Source organism: Shewanella canadensis, assembly GCF_003966225.1.
In the GTDB taxonomy this organism is placed as follows: domain Bacteria; phylum Pseudomonadota; class Gammaproteobacteria; order Enterobacterales; family Shewanellaceae; genus Shewanella; species Shewanella canadensis.
Map to the genome: position 1 here is coordinate 155,654 of NZ_RXNU01000001.1, position 19,698 is coordinate 175,351.

Here is a 19,698-nt window from a genome sequence, read left to right on the forward strand (position 1 = left end):
TAATAAAAGGCCTGCCTAGCAGGCCTTTTTTGTATCTAAACATCTAAATCTTTTATTTATTTGCCATACTTATTAAGTTGTTGGACACTAGAGCTAGGAGCTAGGAGCTAGGAGCTAGGAGCTAGGAGCTAAGAACTTACAGCTTAAAACTTAAACCTTAAAACTTAGAGTTTCCCGGATACTGAATGCGAACAGCGTTGCCACAAAGCGGCTTTACCTTGGTAGAGCTGGTTACCACCATCATCTTGATTGCCATTCTCTCTGTGGTGGTATTGCCGCGCCTGATGACCAGCTCCAGCTACAGTGCATTCACCCTGCGTGATGAGTTTGTCAGTGAGCTTCGCAAGGCGCAGTTACTGGCGATGAATAATAGAGATAGCTGCTACCGTATCGTAGTAGACACTACGGGCTATCAATTGCAGGGATTCATTAACAAAACTTGCACAGGTACACCAACGTTGAGTGAGACCAGGCAGATATTTGAGGGACGCTCCAGCCTGGAATTGGATAGTGACAACTCAAAAAGCTTTATGGTTAATTTCGACAGACAGGGGATCGCCAGCTTAGGCTGCAGCGGAAATTGCATCAATGTGATCGCCGATGAGACCTTAACCATCAGTATCGAGAGTCAGGGGTATATTCATGGCCGTTAACTCACTCTCGATAACAAAGCGAGCGGGAGCTCTTGTGAAAACAAAGGGTTTTACCTTAGTCGAGCTTGTGGTTGGAATGGTGGTGCTGAGTATCGCTCTGGTCATGTTGACCAGTATGCTATTCCCTCAGGCCGATCGCGCCGCAGAGACCCTGCATAGGGTGCGCTCTGCCGAGCTGGCCCACTCGGTAATGAATGAGATCTGGGGTAAACGCTACGATCAAAACACTAACCCCAATGGCGGTATTCCCGCTTGTGGTGCATCTCCAAGATCCGATCTGGGTCTACCAAAGGGGGATGATTGTACCACCCCGGGAAATCTTGGCCCGGATACCGGAGAGAACCGTAACAGCTATAATGATGTCGATGATTATCATGGACTCAATCAGAACAGCTTGATGTTGAATGCCGCTACGAGTACTGATACCTACGCCAGTCGCTACCCGAATTACCTGCTTGCGGTTGCCGTGACCTACTCTAATACTTTAGATCTGAACGGTAAGCTGATAAAGGCTAAGTTGATAACGGTCACCGTGACGACCCCAAGCGGCGAGAAGATTGTCTATAATGCGGTCAGGAGTAACTACTGATGTCGGCGTTAAAGCAGCTACGAAAGAGCGCTGGTTTTACTCTGGTTGAGATGGTGATGGTGATCATTATCTTAGGCATCTTGGTGCTGGGGGTCAGTAGCTTTGTGATCTTAGGAACCCGCATCTTCGTCGAGTCAACTTCGGTGGATCAGGTGCTCAGCCAGAGCCGCTTCGCCATCGAGCGTATGACCCGCGAGATCAGAAACGCCGTGCCAAACAGTTTGAGGGTGACACAGAATCCGGTTACATTTCAGTGCATCGAGTTCGTGCCAATTCAGAGTAGTGCCTCCTACATCACACTGCCTATCGCCCCCGAGGTGGCCAGCAAGACCGGAATTATAAATACGCCATCATTGGGTATAAACACTGCTCATCGAATGTTGGTCTACCCTCTGACACCGACTCATATTTATTCGGCGTCAGATGAGGCGATCGAAGGTCGGCTGTTGAGAGTCAAAGAGTATAATGGGGCAACAAATACAGTGACTTTCGGTTCGGCGACAGAGGAGCTGGCAATGCGCTTCAGCGAGGCCTCTCCGAGAAATCGTTTCTTTATGATAAACAATGCCGTGAGTTACTGCTTCTTTACCAATGGAGATGTCAGGCGCTATGAAGGCTATAGCATGTTTAATACGGCGCAACCCGCTCCTGCGGATATGGGAGATGGGGTATTGATGGCCGAGGATGTCGTTATTGGCACAGGCGGATGGCCAGTCAGCTATACCCCGGGCAGCTTAACTAATAATGCGGTGGTACAGTTAACACCGAAATTTGCGGTCAATGGTCAGGAGTTTCAATATCAGCACCAGGTGCAGGTGGTCAATGTCCCCTAGTTACTATAGACAGAATCTCAGAGCTAATAGACTGAATCAAAGAGCTAACAGACCATTTCCAGGGTTTTCACACCGTCAGGCAAAGCAGCAGGGCAGTGCCCTGGTGATAGGTATCTTCGTTATCACCGTGATGTTCCTGATGTCGGCCGCGCTTATCAATGTGCTCGAAGATGCCGATGAGCAGGTTAGTCTCGAGGTGTGGGGCACCCGCGCCCTCTTCGCCGCCAACTCCGGCGCCGATAGAGCGCTGGCTCAGCTGTTTCCGTTAACGGCGACCGATTCGAGCGCAGCATCTTGTACCAATGTGAAAGAGTGGAAGAACCTACCGAGCGTGCCGGGCTTTCATGGCTGCAGCGTCGTCTTGGCCTGTGTGACGAATACCGTTAGTAGCGTAAAGAGTTACCGGATAACCAGTACGGCGACCTGCAAGACGGGAAACTGTAGTGGTAATGACAGCAGTTGCCTGCGAGTCAATCGCCAGGTGGAGGTAGAAGCCCGTGACTAAGAATTTGAAATTCAGTTTACTTCTTATGATTTTCATTACTCTGAGTGCAAATGGGGCTTCATCATGTGTTGATATTTTTACCGACCCGCCAACCGGAAACCATGACCCATATGGGTTAACCCCTCCCGATGATATTGGCCCTGACTTGGGGAGTTTGACCTGTAGCAAACATGGACAAAGCACTTCATGTTCACCTGATGATACTTTCGCCTCTGGAGATTATAATTTTAGTGCGGGTAGCTTCCATCAAGGAAGTTATATAGATACTGATGGAACGACGACTCGCCTCTACTTTGATAACTTATCAATGACTAAGGCTTATATAAATTGGGGAGGAGATACGGAAGACCTGATTATATATGTTAGGGGAGATTTAACAGTCGCCGGTCAGAACTACATTAATGGCATTGTTTACGTTGCAGGTAAGGTGGAGTTAACGGGTAATGCCAGTATTGATGGAGCCTTAGCTTCTGGGGGGGGGCTGACTATTGAGGGAAATGGCGATGTTGATTTCGATGAAGAGGCGGTTAAAAATGCTGATTTTGGTGGCATGACCTGCGAGACTCCCGAACCTGCAACCAATCACTATCGTATCGAGTTTTCATCAGATGCCCTCAGCTGTACGGCAAAAAACATTACAATTAAATCCTGTGCTAACAGTGATTGCAGCGCATTAACTTCAGTTGATTCATCCGTAGATTTAATTAAAGGTGATGCGACGTATAGCACTCTTACCTTTCAAGGCAGTACTAAGGTTGATCTATGGCATGGGGAAGGCGGGCCAACGACTATTAGTCTGGGGGCTATGTCACCGGCTGGCTCCTATCGCTGTTATGTAGATAACCACCTGGGTGATGAGAATATCGCTTGTCCGTTGTACTTTGCTAAGGCGGGCTTTATCGTCAAGATCGATAATTACCTTTCTAACAAGCCTCAGGAGAAGATAGAGATCTCCGCAGTTAAAAAAAGTGATACCAGTACTCAATGTGTCCCCGCATTTGGCACCACCTCCACCACTAGAGATGTTAACTTCTGGAGTGAATATATAAGTCCCACTCCCGCTGCGATCGTCACAGGAAGCTCAGCGTCAGTTGATGGGGACAATATCGGCACAAGCTCCTTAAACCCCACTCTAATCTCGTTAACTTTCAACAGTGAAGGTAAAGCTGAGTTTTATTTGAACTACCCCGATGCCGGTAAGATTGCCATTCATACCAAATACATAGCTCCTGCCGGTGAAGACGACGAAGGGCTGGTTATGGAGGGCTCAGATAATACGGTGCGTTACCCCGTCGGGCTATGCATTAAGCCGGAAACGGTATGCACAGCAGGTGATGATACCTGTCCCAAGTTTAAAATAGCCGGTGAGACCTTCAACACCTCAATACAGGCCATGGCGTGGGATGAGGATAGTGATAAGGATATTTGTGAACACTCGACGACGCCAAACTATGTTCAGACCGATATCGCCCTTGGACACACACTGAAGCAACCTGTGGACGGCGCCTTGGGCGAATTAGGGTTAAGTGAATATGAGCATAAGGCTAAGGCAGATAGCCTGAATGAGTTTGCACAGTCGATCGGTGAGGTGGGCGTATTTAGTTTAACGGCAACGCCGCCGAATGGTTATCTGGGGGAGAATATCAATATTCCCTCGGCGGAAAGCCAACCAGTAGGTCGCTTCTATCCTCAAGATTTTGAGCTTTATGAAGAGAGCATGATCGCGGCATGTGGCACCGGAGTTACCGCATTTACCTACATGGACGAACCCACTTCGCTAATGATGAAAATCAGGGCGAGGAACCTCAGTGGCGTCACAACACGAAACTATTTTAAAGATGAGACCGTGGACTTCGCATCCGGCTCTGCACTGTTAGTCGCTGAAAATGGTAATGCCGGTGTCGATTTTCAAGTCAGGCTTACCGGGTTAACGGACTTGAAATGGGAAAAAGATGACCAAGGTGTGCAGGCGGTAGAGAGTGATATTCAATTCACTCGTTTGCTTGATGGCAATCTGGATGGTCCCTACGCCTCTATGGCCATAGGTGTACAGATGAGTGATAAAGATGGTGTCTTGATAGACTCATCCGATATGAATGCGAAGACAAGTGATGACTGCGCTATCTCAGACAGCTGTAACGCGAAGCTGATATCTACCCAACATTATCGACACGGCCGTATGGTGTTGGAGAACGCCTATGGTCCCGAAACCGATACCATAAGAATGCCGGTGACGGCTCAGTATTGGGATGGCGCTCAGTGGGTGGTCAATACCTTAGACAACTGTACCGATATCGCCTCGGCGGGGCTTCCTGTTACAGATGTAGTTTATAATCCGGCACTTGTATCTCCTCAATCGGTGACTCGAGTGGCAGGGACAAACACTGTGCCGGACAGCGACTTTTCGGTGGGAAGGTTTGAGCTGCTGTGGCAATCTTTAGTCGCAACGCCCAATCGGTACCGCGGCCAGGTCACCGCGCCACTAGTCGTACCGGCTTGGTTACAATGGTATTGGAACTGGAATAGTGATGGGGCCTTGTCCGATCCACGAGCCAGCGCCTTCTTCGGGACTTATAGAGGCCATGACCGCGTCATTCAGTGGCGAGAGGTGAATTAGTTCCTCTATCTCTATGAGTTAATTAATATTAACAGTCCCAACTCCATCACAACTGCGAGAATAATCATGGGAAAAGCTACTCGTTTAATTTGTTAAGCCACACTTTTGTGATCCAGCTAGCAAATTGAGTTGATACTCGTACATTAGGCTTACTTTTGTGAACCTTACGTAACACTAAGTGATAATATTTCGCCGAAATTTCATTACCTCGGGGTTATCACTGGTGTCCAGCTATCTGTCAGCAATTTATTCTGATTGCTTCTCACTATTTAGTCTTAGCTTTTGTATAGAAATTCGAAGTCACCTTCAGTTCCCGTCGCCATGAGGCTCTCTGTTTCTAAGCTCTCTGTTTCCAGGTTCATTTTTACTGTGAGCTTATAACCTTTTCACCTCTTGTATCTAAGTCTGTTATGCCTAACTTTCAGTTTAAAGAATCGAGTTTCATCTATCGTACTTTTCTTACCTATCTTAGTGATCTAGCAGATCTGACCTGGGGTATTACAACATCTTGCATCGGGGCTGAACACATTTGCGACAAAGAGGACAAGCGGTTAGTTTGTTGCCAGGTGGAGGTAGAAGTTCGTGGTTAAGTTAATTCTATTTTTTATTCTATTTTCTTTCACCGCTCTTGCACCTCTTAATGCTTTTGCGCAGGGGGTGATAGATCCCGCCATCTATTTTCCTGCGGTGGTTCAAGGTCACCATAAAGATGATGCCAGAGATTGTCATGGGATCGGTGATAAGCAGATTGAACAGAAAGAGGATGCGAAAATAAATGGTACTAATGGTGAAGAGTTAGCTTTTTGTAGTGTTAATGATGACATTCCCAAAAAGGGCTGTGACAACGGGAGTGGGGGTTACCATAGGTGTAAGAGCACAGGTAGTGATATTAGAGGGATTGCATTAGAAAAATTCCCTAAGAATAAGAGTAAGAAAAAGATTGAAAATTGTGATAATAAACCCGATTCAGAGAAGTACGAAAAATTAGTAATTAAAGACTGTGATCTGACCCTGCCAGACATTGGTGGGGATTACCTGATAAAAGAGGTCATACTGGAAGATGAAGCTACTTTGACTTTACCTGCTGGGGATTACTGGTTCGAAAAACTCGAAGTCAAAGAGGATAGTGAAATTATTCCTGTCGGAGATGTTCGTATTTTTGTAAAGCATGATATGAAGATAGAAGACGGTGAGGTTAAGAAAAATAGCATGGGACAAACCATGCTAATAGGGCATCAAAAAATTGAGATAACCAAAGAGTCTGAAGTATATGCCCTTATCTATAGCGACAAAGAGGTCATCTTAAAAGAGGAGGCTGTAGTCTTTGGTCGAGTTACAACTAAAAAACTTAAGATGGAGAATGAGTCCAAGATAAGTAAATTAGACTTAGATCCTCCTCAACCCCCATTTGCTCTTCAATTTGGTAAGGCCAGATCGGGTTCTGTCATATTCGATACTCCATTTGAACCTGGTGTTACACCACTTATCTTCGTCATGCCGACTATTACCGATGATGATCCGGAAGATAATGATGGACCTGCCTCTGTTTTTCTTACCGATGTATCTAATACCGGATTTAGTTGGTGGCAGGTTGAGCCTGAAATTCCTTTGCGGAGATGGGATTTAGATTCCAGACCAATGAACGAGGTTCATTGGATCGCTATAACGTCAGGCCAACACGAACTATCTGATGGTACTTATCTCGAAGCCGGTACAGTGGATGTTAATGAACCGTTCTATAAAAACAAAGGTACGTATAAACAAATCACCATGAGTCGAAATTACGATGTGGTATTGAATCAGATTCAATCATCTAAGAATAGTTGTTGGCTGACCAGTACAGCCAAATGGCATAGCAATAGCTTATCGGTTGGCATTGATGTTTCAGAGGTAGTGGATGCTGGCCCTGGTAATGGATATGGCAATAAGTATTGCTTACCGGATTATGTCAAACTCAATAAATTGAAAACTGAACGAGTCGCATATTTAGCGCTGAAAAGTGGTGCGGGAAAAATCACTATCGATGGAAAAGATATCCAGTACCAGTTTGGATCCGATTTTTGGACTTCAAATTCATGGGACAGAGTGGATGCTAATCAACAATGTAGTACTTTACGTCCATTAGTCGGTTTTTCGAAAGCCCCTGTTTTTGTAGCGGGTAAACATTCTAGATTGGATAATAACGGCGGCTGGTTACGGCGATGTCAGCTGACTAAAAACAGTGTCAGTATGGTCACAGATGAAGATAGATATCAAAACTCTGAAAGAGATCATGAAGCAGAGAAATATGGATTTGTGGCGTTAGAGGTTATTGAAGATATTCAAGAGCTAGTTCATCATTTTGAATTTGACTATTCCAGCAGTCCTCTGACCTGCAATGCAGAGGCGATGACGATTCGTGCTTGCCGTAATGCAAATTGTGATCTGTTTACCGACCCGGTGACTGCAACTTTGTTAGCGGAGACGAAGGCTAGTGGCGGTTGGGTTGGTGGAAATGACGTTAAGCTTGTCAATGGAAGTGCGAAAGTGAGTCTACGCTCTAATACCACTGAGCCGATCACCATTGGTGTCATCAGCTCTTTTCCATCAACGGTTGCTGGCAGTGATACTTTATGTAAAAAAGGAAGTGGGCTGCTCAACACGGCAAGTTGTACCATTGAATTTGCCAAAAGCGGCTTTATCTTAGATATTCCGGATGAGTTTTCAAATAAGCCATCGAAAAATATTCTGGTGAAAGCCGTAAAGGATGGAGGTGGTCAGCAGTGTATTCCCGCATTTAAAAATGAGCGTAAATCACTCGCTTTCTGGAGTGATTATATAGCGCCATCAACTGGTACCAAAAATATTTCTGTTAAATCCGGATCGGCTGAAGAAGAGATTGGAGACTCTGATATTAATCCTAAAACTTTCTTGCTAGATTTTGATAAAGATGGTGAAGCTAAAATAGATGTGAATTATGCCGATGCGGGCAAGGTGCAACTCAATGCCAGATACACAGGTTCAGGTGATGAATCGGGTCTGATTATGGGTGGTAGCGATTTGTTTGTTCGCCGTCCTGTAGGCATATGTGTTGAGTCTGAAGCTTGTGATAATTGTAGTGTCACTGGTAATAAATATAAAAGAGCTGGCGAAGAGTTTGATATTACCGTGAAGGCCATGGCGTGGCAGTCGGATAGTGATGGTGATATCTGCAACGAAAATATGATTACGCCCAACTTTACCCATAAGAATGTGGACTTCACACATGAGCTGATACGCCCCTCAGTTGATGATGGAGGCGTAAAAGGTTCGCTGGGGCTAAGTGAGTATGAGCAAACATCCGGTGAACAGACAATCAAGCAGTCTGTCTCTGAGGTCGGTATATTTACTTTCTCTGTGACACCTAAAGCAGGCGGGTATTTCGGTTATGATATCCCGGGGGCTACAACAGCAAGTATGGGGAGGTTCACGCCCTATTACTTGACTACAACGCCAACCATTCCCAAGTTACATCCAGGTTGTGTAGACTTTACCTATATAGACGAGCCCTTTGTTTTTAAAACGGGGCTTGAACCTAGGTTACTTATTGTTGGTAAAGATAAAGCCGGTAATGAGACTAAAAATTATCAGATTAAGACGGAAGATGAGAATTGGTGGAAATACAATAACCAATGGGACGAGCGTAAGTTCAGTAACTTAGCTGGTTCACCATTACCGACATTAGAAGATGTGAGCCCGGATTCCAGCTCTGTAGCCTTTCTCGATGGCGTGAGTGGTGGCTCAAGATCGGCTTATTTGCAGAATGGAACGCTTAGATACAAGCGAACTTCAACTCCTTTGGCTCCCTTTAACGCATTATTTGAGTTTAAGTTATCAGCTGGTGATCTGAAGGACAGTGACGGCATCTGTTATCAAAAAAGTGCAACGTCTTCGTGTGCTGGGGTAACTTTTGAAGAGATAGCTAAAGGCGATAATTTTGTGTTGAGATATGGCCGTCTGTTATTAGACAACGGTTATAGCCCCCAGTCGGAAAGCCTGCGTCTGCCATTGCGAACTGAGTATGTCAGCGCAGTGGCTGAGACCACAAATATCCCGACCTGGGTCACCAACGGTGATGATAGATGCTCTGTGTATAACACGCTAACCTCAACGGATACCACAGAGGCAGTGGCGACAGGTATGAATATGACCTCGCCAGCAGGTTTCCCGGCGATAACGGCTCACAGTGATTCTAAATTCCTCTTGCAAAGCGGGACCGTTGCCGAAGGTGTTGATCAGATCTATTTCACCGTTCCAAATACGTCCGGAGAAGTTCGGCTCAAGCAACATGTCGAGCCTTGGCTTAAGTGGTACTGGAACTTTGATGGCGACAAGGCTAAGGCTAACGATCTTTATGATCCAAGAGCCAGCGCCTTCTTCGGCACCTATCGCGGTCACGATAAGGTGATCTACTGGCATGAAGTCAATTAGTTCCTAGTTCCTAGGACTTAGGTTCTAGGACCTATGGGTAAACGACAACTCATGGGTCCACATTTGCTTTTGGGCTGTATTTCATGAAACTTCGTGATTAAATCTCTCCTTTGGCATGATAATTAAAAAAAAAACGCTTCATTAGCAAATGTTAACCTCATCGCCCTTGTGTCATCAGGGTGTCGTTGATAGAGTTACCTGATTTTTCTTTTTCCGACTCCACAGATACAGGCTGGATACATGTTCAAGAAGCTGCGTGGCATTTTTTCTAACGATCTTTCGATCGATTTGGGTACGGCTAACACCTTAATTTACGTTCGCGAAGAGGGAATCGTACTTAACGAACCTTCTGTTGTCGCAATTCGTGGCGAACGGGGTAGTGGCGGACAGAAGTCCGTGGCGGCTGTAGGTACAGAAGCTAAGCAGATGCTGGGTCGTACTCCGGGCAATATCCAGGCTATCCGTCCGATGAAAGACGGTGTTATCGCCGACTTCTACGTGACAGAGAAGATGCTGCAGCACTTTATTAAGCAAGTGCACAACAACAGCGTGTTCCGTCCAAGCCCCAGAGTACTGGTTTGTGTGCCTGTAGGTGCAACTCAGGTCGAGCGTCGTGCAATTCGTGAATCTGCAATGGGCGCAGGCGCTCGTGAGGTTTACCTGATTGAAGAGCCAATGGCGGCTGCGATCGGTGCGGGTCTGCCTGTATCGGAAGCGACGGGTTCTATGGTTGTGGATATCGGTGGTGGTACTACCGAAGTGGCAATTATCTCACTCAACGGTGTAGTGTATTCATCTTCTGTTCGTATCGGTGGTGATAAGTTCGATGATGCGATCATCAACTATGTCCGTCGTAACTACGGCAGCCTGATCGGTGAAGCGACTGCCGAGCGTATCAAGCACACTATTGGTACCGCTTATCCGGGTGACGAAGTACTCGAAATTGAAGTGCGCGGCCGTAACTTAGCCGAAGGTGTCCCTCGTAGCTTTACACTCAACAGCAACGAGATCCTCGAAGCGCTGCAAGAGCCGTTATCGGGTATCGTCAGTGCCGTTATGGTTGCACTCGAGCAATCTCCACCGGAGCTGGCGTCAGATATCTCTGAGCGCGGTATGGTATTAACCGGTGGTGGCGCATTAATTCGCGATCTGGATCGTCTGTTGATGCAAGAGACAGGCATTCCTGTGATGGTTGCCGATGACCCATTAACCTGTGTTGCTCGTGGCGGCGGTAAGGCGCTGGAGATGATCGACATGCATGGTGGTGACCTCTTCTCTGAAGAAAACTAATTTGGTATGAATAAGGCGGTGCTTAACCGCCTTGTTTTTTTCTATTCCTCATTATCGTTGCAGGTTATGAATACCTGATATTGTTTTATCACCCCTTTAAATGCTGATTAGCATTACGAAACCATTTTATAGTTTTTTATGAAGCCCATTTTTGCACGTGGTATTTCAAACCAATTCAGGCTGACACTGGCAATTATTTTGTCGGTGATCCTCATCGTGGCTAACAACCGACTCGACCCCGTTCGTAAATCTGTCTCATCTGTTCTAAGTCCTCTTCAATACGTTGCGAATGTTCCGGGTGCACTCTTAGACTGGTCGGCCGAGAGTCTCGCGACTCGAAGTATGCTGACAAAGCAGAACAAGGAGCTATTGAGGCAGCAACTTATGATGAGTGAGCGATTGCAGCGCTTCGAGCACCTCAGACAGGAAAATGACCGATTACGCGCACTGCTGGGCTCTCCCGTGCATATGGACTCGAAGAAGGTCGTCGCCGAGGTGATGGAAGTTGCCAGCGATCCCTATCATCAGTATGTGGTACTTAATCATGGTGCCATGAGCGGCGTGTTTGTCGGTCAGCCAGTAGTGGATGCACAAGGCGTAGTAGGGCAGGTGGTGCAGGTCAATGAGCTAACCAGCAGGGTGCTTCTTATCTCCGATGCAACCCATGGTATCCCGGTAAGAGTCACGCGTAACGACGTACGTCTGGTCGTGAAAGGCACGGGAGTACTCGATGAACTTGAGCTCAGCTATGTGTCTAAGAGTACAGATATCAGGGTCGGTGATCTCTTGGTCTCTTCGGGTCTGGGTAACCGTTTTCCCGAAGGTTACCCCGTTGCCCGTGTGATGAGCGTGGTCAAAGATGACGGACAAAGCTATGCCAATGTGATCGCTCAGCCGTTAGCCGCGCTCGATAGAATTCGTTACCTTTTGTTGATTTGGCCCGATGAGCAGGAACAGAGTTTGAAAACAGATGAGCTCTCGAGCACAGAAACACCCTTAGAATCTCAGAAGCAAAACTCTGAGGTGAGCCAATGAGTATGCATATTGCTAATGGACGCTGGGTGGTATGGTTGAGTTTTCTGGTCGCCATGTTATTTCAGATCATGCCACTGCCTGATCTTGTCGAGCCGTGGCGCCCGGACTGGTTATTGCTGGTTATCATCTATTGGGCTATGGCATTGCCCCACCGATATAATATTTTATCGGCCTGGCTCTTAGGCGTGCTGCTCGACATCATGTTGGGGGCGCATCTGGGTATTCGAGCATTATCGATCTCCTTAGTTGTCTATGTGGTGGTGTTACATTTTCAGCGGTTACGTAATTTCCCCATGTGGCAGCAGGCATTGATGATCTCCAGTTTGATCTGTTTATATCACCTGGTCATCTTCTGGGTTCAATTTGTAGTTGATACGGCCACATTTGATGTGCGCCTATTTTTACCCGCCATCTCCTGTCTCATTATCTGGCCTTGGGTATTTTGGATCTTACGTCGTGTCAGGCGTTTATATAAGGTGAGATAAGAATGAATGGTTCAGCTCGATTAGTATTGGCGTCAGCCTCTCCGCGCCGCAAAGAGTTGCTGACGCAGCTTGGTTTTTCAAAGGCCGGATTTAGCTTCGATACCCTGTCTGCAGATATCGATGAAACTCATCAGACGGGTGAATCGCCACAAGTGTTTGTTTCTCGCCTTGCGGTAGAGAAAGCCGAGGCTGGATTAGCCCTGTGTGATAACCTGACAACTCCCGTGGTATTAGGTTCTGATACTATAGTTGTATTAGGTGAGCAGATACTGGGTAAGCCGGTCGATGAAGCCCATGCGCTGAAGATGTTAACCGATCTGTCGGGACATATTCACAGCGTGATGACGGCAGTGGCTCTGATCGATGGCAAGAGGACACTGACGCGTCTGGTTGAGACCAAAGTACAGTTTTGTGATCTCAATGAGCAAGATATCCTAGCCTATATTGCCACCGGTGAGCCTATGGATAAGGCGGGAGCCTATGGGATCCAGGCATTAGGCGGAAGTTTTGTTGAGCGTATTGAAGGCAGTTATTCGGCCGTAGTGGGCTTGCCTCTGGTAGAGACCCGTGAACTGCTCAAAGAGATGAAAATTTTATAAAGTTATCCAGGCCCCAGAACCTGGAAACTAGAAATCTACTAAAAGTGAGTATGAATATGAGTCGCGTCGTCAGAAACAGAGTACAGAAAAAGATTGGTTCTGAACTATTGATCAATGTGACGCCGACTGAAGCTCGTGTCGCTTTGGTTGAGCATGGCGTTCTGCAGGAAATCCACATCGAAAGGCGGATGAAACGTGGCTTAGTCGGCAATATCTATAAGGGAAAGGTCAGCCGGGTATTACCGGGTATGCAGGCAGCGTTTGTCGATATTGGCCTGGATAAGGCTGCATTTTTGCATGCCTCAGATATCGTTCCCCATACAGAATGTGTTGCCGATGTAGAAAAAGGTAACTTTATCGTTCGTGATATCAATGAGTTAGTCCGTCAAGGACAGGATATCATGGTTCAGGTGGTGAAAGACCCCCTGGGAACCAAAGGCGCCAGACTGACAACCGATATAACGCTTCCCTCTCGCTACCTGGTCTTTATGCCTGGCTCAAGCCATGTTGGTGTGTCTCAGAGAATCGAATCTGAAGAGGTGCGCTCTCGTCTCAAGGGCTTGACTGAACCCTTTGTCGATGAAGATGGTGGATTTATTATTCGTACTGCCGCGGAAAGTGCCGGCGAGCAGGAGTTGGTTCAGGATGCCGCTTTTTTACGTCGAGTTTGGGGAAGGGTGAGTGAGCGTCGTAAACTCAAAGGTGTGTCGCTGCTCTATCAAGATCTGGCACTGCCAGTCCGTATCGTGCGTGATTTTGTCGGTACTGAATTAGATCAGATCCAAGTAGATTCGAGTCAGACATTCGAAGAGTTACAGGCATTTTCTGAAGAATTTATGCCTGAGATTGCCGAGAAGATAGAACATTACAACGGCCCGGTTCCCATCTTTGACCTGTATGATGTTGAAAATGAAGTCCAGCGCGCCCTTGGCAGAAAAGTCGAGTTGAAATCCGGTGGTTATTTGATTATCGATCAAACCGAAGCCATGACCACTGTAGACATCAATACCGGGGCTTTCGTTGGCCACAGAAATCTCGAAGAGACCATCTTCAATACCAACCTCGAAGCGACACAGGCTATCGCGCGTCAACTCAGATTGCGTAATCTGGGCGGCATCATCATTATCGACTTCATCGATATGTTGAGATCTGAGCACCAGAAGCGTGTCCTTGCCAGTTTGGAACTTGCCTTGTCCGCCGATAGGGTTAAGACCAATATTAGTGGTTTCTCTGGCCTTGGCTTAGTGGAGATGACGCGTAAACGAACTCGAGAGAGTATAGAGCACGTGCTATGTGGAGAGTGCCCTGCCTGTTATGGCACCGGCAGTTTGAAAACCGTTGAAACGGTCTCTTATGAAATATTCAGAGAGATCATTCGATTAGATCGTAGCTACGATGCCGACGAATTCTTAGTCTATTGTGCTCCCGGCGTCTTTAACAGCCTGACGGGGGAAGAGGGACATTTGGTTGCCGAGTTGGGTGTGTATATAGGAAAACGTGTTCGTTTTCAAAATGAACCTATGTATGCGCAAAACAAATTTGATGTGGTAATAATGTAGTGCCTCGTCAATTCTGTCCCTTTAAGTTTAGCCGTTTCTGCTGGCAAATATTAGCGATTATATTGGTGCTGTTTGCCTTGGCTGTGAGTCTCTTTCGGGGGCTCTTGCCCCAGCTTGCAGAGGTAAGGCTAGAGCTGGTCAAATATATCGAAGATCAGTATCAGGTTCAGGTTAACGTAGGAGAGCTCAACGCCGAGTGGCAGGCCTTTGGCCCCGCCTTAACGGTAAAAAACTTAGTACTCCCCCCTCAGGAAAGCTTGCCTTTTACCCTGATAATTCGTGATGTCCATGTCAAGCTCGACTTCTGGGAGAGCTTGATGACGACCAGCCCCCAGATTGAAAATGTTATTTTCGAAGGGGTCCAGGTTGGGCTCGATATCGATAAACTCAATCAGGCTGGCCCCTCAACAGCATCTGCAGAAACCGATACCGATTGGCTATATCGTCTCCTGCTGGAGCAGTTAGAACACTTCTCGATAACGGAGGCCAGCTTACAGTTACTCAGCAAGAGCCATGATTTCAGGCCCATCTATGTCAAAGACTTGAGATGGCAAAACAGGAACAACAAGCATCAGGGTCAGGGAAAACTCTACCTCGATGAAGAAGCCTCTGAGGTCGAGCAGCTCTCTCTATCGCTGGAGATAGATGGCAATGGTTTCAAGCCTGATAGCCTTAAAGGCCAAGTTTATCTCGCGGCCAGCTCTTTGGATCTGGGCGAATGGGCCTCCAGACAGAAGAACCCATATGATGAGAAGAGTAAATTGGCGCTGGAAGGCGTAGTGAATCTGCAGGCCTGGTTGAGCCTGGGGAATCGATCGATCGAATCCGGACTCGTCCAGTTTGAGCCTAGCTGGCTCGAGTGGCAGTTAAATGAAGAAGTGCAACATTTTGAAATCAAAGGTGGACAGTTCGAGTGGCTACCGACTGATAAAGGTTGGCAACTAAGTAGCAGATCGCTTGAATTTGAAACCAATGATCGACCATGGTCTGAGCTCAACTTTGTTGCTGAACAACGAGGCGAGCAGCTATCAGCCTATCTGAATCGATTAGACACCAGTACCCTGTTACCCCTTCTACCCTTAGCGCCAAAGGTCGACCTGCTTGCTCTGAAAACCTGGCAGTCGATAAACCCCCAAGGCTATCTGGATAATATTAAATTCTCTCTGGATGGCGATCTGGGCCCACAAGTTTCGCTGGATGTTAATCAGTTGCAATGGCGAAATTTTGAGAGTATTCCGGGCAGTAAACCATTAGATCTGCAAGTTGCCTGGTATGATGATTCACTCTATTTCAACGCCCCGGAGCAAGCCTACACCTTAGATTTTGGTACGGCTTTCAAGGCACCTATCGTGTTAAATGGTGCCGCTTTCGATGCCCGGTTTAATACCCAATATAGTGAGTTAACGCTTCCTCACCTTCAATTTAGCAATAAAGATATCAGCCTAGATGCTTCCATGAAAATGGGGGTTGCGGGTGACACTCATCTTGCACTTCTTGCGGATGTGAAGATCAATGATGTCGTTGATGTGGGCAATTATTTTCCGCTACATGGTATGGATGCCGGGTTAGTCGACTACCTTGAGGCCGGGCTCGTTGCGGGTAATACCCAAGATGCCAGAGTGATATGGCATGGTCCATTGAATCAATATCCATACAAAGATCATTCCGGGATCTTTCTGGCGGCTTTCACCCTGAAAGAAGCTGAATTTGAGTTTCAGCCCGATTGGCCGGCGGTAACCTCGCTGGAGCTATCCGCGCTGTTTGAGAATGCCCGCATGGATCTCACTATCGATAAAGGCGATCTCTTAGATGTCGTCGTCGACGGGGCCAGTATCAGTATTCCTGAATTGGGGGCGCGCTCCCTACTGGAGATTGATGCCGAGCTGGCAACCCAAGGTGTTGCAGCGACAGAGGTGATTCAAGCCTCACCTCTGGCTGAGTCTGTCGGTTCTACGTTGGAGGTGGTTCAGGTGCAGGGTGATGTTACCGCGACTCTGGATCTTTCAATTCCTCTCTATGATGGTGAAGAGGAGCAGATCCGTGGCTTAGTGCACTTCGACAACACGCCTGTATATATTACAGAACCTGGAATACAGCTCGATGGCGTGACAGGCCAGGTGAGCTTCGTTAACGAGGTGGTGAAGGGCAACGATATCTCCGCTCAGTTATATCAACAACCGATCTCTCTGAGCTTCGACACCGAGAAGGTGCGTGATAATTATGGCTTGAACCTGGATCTGAAGGGCGTTTGGCAGCTCGCCGATCTCCCGCCCGAGCTCGATAATCCCTTGATGGACTTCTATTCCGGTGAGGTGAACTGGGATGGGGCCATGACGCTTATTTTTGATCAGACGGGCTATCGCATTCAGGCACAGGTCAGTAGCGATCTGCTTGGCACCGAGCTAACCCTTCCTCCACCATTTTCTAAAACCGCAGATCAGAAGCGAAGCTTGTCTGCCGAGCTTATCGGTGACAATAAACAGTCCTCCCTGGGGATCAAGCTGGGCAAGCAGATGGAGTTCTGGGGGGGATTCGATCTCGAGTCGGGTGAACAGTTGGATCACTTCGATCTTCTGTTGGGGCGCCTGTTTAAACCCGGTGACCAACTAAAGAGAGACCAGGGGCATTTGCAGTTAGATATTGCTCAAACGGAGTTTTCCCCCTGGTTACCCGTTATCACCCGTTTCATCTCCTCTTCAACTTCTGAGGCTAGTGCAGCACCGATTGTGCCTGAGTCTGAGACGGAGTTAACGCCTGAGATTAAGACTGGTATCGATCCGAAGGCATCGATACCGGAAGAGCAAGCCCGGGGATTCTTTCCTCCGCTGATCAGCATCGATGCTCAGATTGACGATCTGAATTTAATGGGACAAACGCTCTCTGAATTGACCATGACAGCGGCGCCTTTCGAGGAGTTATGGCGCTTCGAGGCCATGTCGAACGAGTTTGATGGCAGGATAGATTTTTATCCGGACTGGTCGACTCAGGGCCTGAAGATGGTCGCCAAAAAGTTTCATATTGCGCCTGAGGTGAAAGAGGAAGCAAAGGCTGACTTTAAGTCCGATACTGTGTTGAATAATCTGCCGCCACTGGCATTAGATGTCGATGATTTTCGTCTATATGGAAAGCCTTTGGGCCACCTGGTATTACAGGGGACGCCCAAAGAGGGGCACTATCAGATACAAACTCTCTCTCTGACTACGCCCGAGGTGAAGCTGAGCGGCAAGGGGGCATGGAAGAACAGCGAGGGCGAAAATGTCACCGAGTTCGATGTGAAGTTAGACGCGACAAAATTTGATGCACTATCAGCCATCCTCGATATGGATCCCGGCTTAAAAGATGCGCCGGTTGAAATCGATGCCAATATCTCCTGGCAGGGAGCCCCCTATGCGTTCTCTCTCGAGTCGCTCAATGGCAAGATAAACTTCGAGCTGGGGAAAGGGCACCTGTCTGAAGTCAGTGATAAAGGCGCCAGAATTTTCTCGCTGTTCAGCTTAGATTCCCTGCTAAGAAAATTATCTCTCGATTTCTCCGATGTATTTGGCAAAGGCCTCTACTTTAATTCGTTTAACGGTACCCTGGAGATCGATAACGGTGTCATTAAAACCCGTGATACCGAGATGGATGCCGTTGCGGGAAATATGAAGGTCAGAGGTTACACAGACTTAGTTACCGAAAGCCTGAATTACGATATTCGTTTCGTACCTCAACTCGCCTCCAGTGTTCCTACGGTTGTATTGCTCACCACCGGTGGTTGGACGCTGGGGCTCGGTGCTTTTGCCCTGACGAAAGTGCTCGAACCTGTTATCGAGGTGATCACCGAGCTAAGGTTCAGACTGACGGGAACCATGTCTGAGCCTAAACTCGAAGAGTTAGAGCGCAAGAGTAAAGAGATTGAGATCCCCGAGTCTGCACTGCCTCGCGCTAAAGAGGGTCAGCCTGATAATAAACAGCCTGCTAAAAACCCGCCGGAAAAAAAACAGGGGGCAGAGACTCAAGGGGTTGAGAAGCAAGGACAGCAGATCCAAGGAGCCGATTCTCGAGAATCCTCCGCTCCTGCAACAATTAACGAATCCGGAGTCGAAATTCTTGCACCAAAAGTGATTGAGATGCCAGACTTTAGGGAGACAAACTCTTATCCCCCAGCCAGCAATGAAGATAAGATCAGCCCACCGAAGGAAGCCATAGATGCAGATCAGCCTGTTACAGTGCCAAAGCAGTCGAGACATAGCCCAAAACCTGCAGTTTATCGAGTCGCAGCTTAGTCTTTTGCCCAGAGTGTCGGGTGAGGAGCAACTGGTCGTGCTACCCGAGTGCTGCTTACTGTTTGGTGGTCATGAGAGTCAGCAAGGAGAGTATGCACTTAGTTCTTGCTCAGAAGAGAACCCGCTAAAAACTGCGATGTCAGATCTGGCCAGTAAATTTGGTGTCTACCTTGTCGCCGGTACCATCCCTGTGCTTGCAGACGATAAGCGGGTTTATAGCCGTACTTATCTGTTCGACTGTGCGGGTAAAGTCTTGGGTGAATACGATAAGATCCATCTGTTCGATGTCGATGTTGCTGACGGCACCAAGGAGTATCGTGAGAGTGATACTTTCTGTCCCGGTGAGAAAATTAGTGTAATCGATACTCCCTTTGGTAAGTTAGGGTTAGCAATATGTTACGATCTGCGCTTTCCGGATCTGTTTAGGGCGATGAGACTGGCCGGAGCCGAGATAATCGCCCTTCCAGCCGCCTTTACCAAGGTGACGGGCGCCGCACATTGGCAGCCCTTGATTCAGGCCAGAGCGATAGAGACACAATGCTATATTTTAGCCGCCGCGCAATGGGGGCAGCATAATGAGGGCAGCCGGGAAACCTGGGGGCAGAGTATGATTGTCGATCCCTGGGGACGGATTAAGGCGGAAAAAAAGACAGGTTGTGGCTGGGTTCAAGCGTCACTGGATAAAAGTGAACTTGCACAAATCAGACAACAGATGCCGATAGAGCAGCATAACCGGTTTTCACCGCCACAATTACAACAAATTAAATAAGATCTTAGGGCCTGTTTCCTGAGAGATTTTTATAAAGATTAAGCGTGATT

The 19,698-nt window shown here is 47.5% G+C and carries 13 protein-coding genes; all 13 read left to right on the top strand.

Annotation, left to right across the window (positions count from 1 at the left end; all coding sequences use genetic code 11):
- Positions 1-185 precede the first annotated feature (185 nt).
- The 13 genes from EKG38_RS00680 to EKG38_RS00740 all read left to right on the top strand — a co-directional run bounded on the left by EKG38_RS00680 (position 186) and on the right by EKG38_RS00740 (position 19,648).
- A complete protein-coding gene (locus EKG38_RS00680; RefSeq protein WP_126517738.1) occupies positions 186-653 on the top strand; it encodes a pilus assembly FimT family protein in 468 nt (155 codons plus the stop codon).
- Positions 643-1,242 carry a type IV pilus modification PilV family protein gene (locus tag EKG38_RS00685; RefSeq protein WP_126517740.1) on the top strand — a complete coding sequence of 200 codons (600 nt, stop codon included), beginning with the start codon at positions 643-645 and terminating at the stop codon, positions 1,240-1,242. The genes EKG38_RS00680 and EKG38_RS00685 overlap by 11 nt, the downstream gene beginning before the upstream one ends.
- Entirely contained in the window at positions 1,242-2,075 is an 834-nt protein-coding gene (locus EKG38_RS00690) for a PilW family protein (protein ID WP_126517742.1), read from the top strand. Before EKG38_RS00685 ends, EKG38_RS00690 begins: the two co-directional genes overlap by 1 nt.
- A complete protein-coding gene (locus EKG38_RS00695; RefSeq protein ID WP_126517744.1) occupies positions 2,065-2,580 on the top strand; it encodes an MSHA biogenesis protein MshP in 516 nt (171 codons plus the stop codon). The genes EKG38_RS00690 and EKG38_RS00695 overlap by 11 nt, the downstream gene beginning before the upstream one ends.
- Positions 2,573-5,197: a DUF8470 domain-containing protein gene (locus EKG38_RS00700; RefSeq protein WP_126517746.1), complete on the top strand. Its 2,625-nt coding sequence runs from the start codon at positions 2,573-2,575 to the stop codon at positions 5,195-5,197. The genes EKG38_RS00695 and EKG38_RS00700 overlap by 8 nt, the downstream gene beginning before the upstream one ends.
- Before the next feature lie 582 nt (positions 5,198-5,779).
- Complete coding sequence (locus EKG38_RS00705; RefSeq protein ID WP_126517748.1) at positions 5,780-9,646, top strand: DUF6701 domain-containing protein; 3,867 nt, start codon at positions 5,780-5,782, stop codon at positions 9,644-9,646.
- 240 nt (positions 9,647-9,886) lie between these two features.
- Positions 9,887-10,936, top strand: a complete 1,050-nt coding sequence (locus EKG38_RS00710) for a rod shape-determining protein (RefSeq protein WP_126506432.1) — start codon at positions 9,887-9,889, stop codon at positions 10,934-10,936.
- A 138-nt stretch (positions 10,937-11,074) separates the two neighbouring features.
- Positions 11,075-11,971, top strand: coding sequence for a rod shape-determining protein MreC (gene mreC / locus EKG38_RS00715; protein WP_126517750.1), 897 nt, complete (start codon positions 11,075-11,077; stop codon positions 11,969-11,971).
- Positions 11,968-12,456 carry a rod shape-determining protein MreD gene (gene mreD, locus EKG38_RS00720; protein ID WP_126517752.1) on the top strand — a complete coding sequence of 163 codons (489 nt, stop codon included), beginning with the start codon at positions 11,968-11,970 and terminating at the stop codon, positions 12,454-12,456. Before mreC ends, mreD begins: the two co-directional genes overlap by 4 nt.
- A 2-nt stretch (positions 12,457-12,458) precedes the next feature.
- Positions 12,459-13,055 (top strand): Maf family protein, encoded by a 597-nt coding sequence (locus EKG38_RS00725; protein WP_126517754.1) that lies wholly within the window; start codon positions 12,459-12,461, stop codon positions 13,053-13,055.
- 50 nt (positions 13,056-13,105) lie between these two features.
- Positions 13,106-14,614, top strand: a complete 1,509-nt coding sequence (gene rng / locus EKG38_RS00730; protein ID WP_126517756.1) for a ribonuclease G — start codon at positions 13,106-13,108, stop codon at positions 14,612-14,614.
- On the top strand, positions 14,614-18,879 hold the full coding sequence (locus EKG38_RS00735) for a YhdP family protein (protein ID WP_126517758.1): 4,266 nt from the start codon (positions 14,614-14,616) through the stop codon (positions 18,877-18,879). The genes rng and EKG38_RS00735 overlap by 1 nt, the downstream gene beginning before the upstream one ends.
- Positions 18,803-19,648 carry a carbon-nitrogen hydrolase family protein gene (locus tag EKG38_RS00740; protein ID WP_126517760.1) on the top strand — a complete coding sequence of 282 codons (846 nt, stop codon included), beginning with the start codon at positions 18,803-18,805 and terminating at the stop codon, positions 19,646-19,648. Before EKG38_RS00735 ends, EKG38_RS00740 begins: the two co-directional genes overlap by 77 nt.
- The last annotated feature ends 50 nt before the right edge of the window (positions 19,649-19,698 follow it).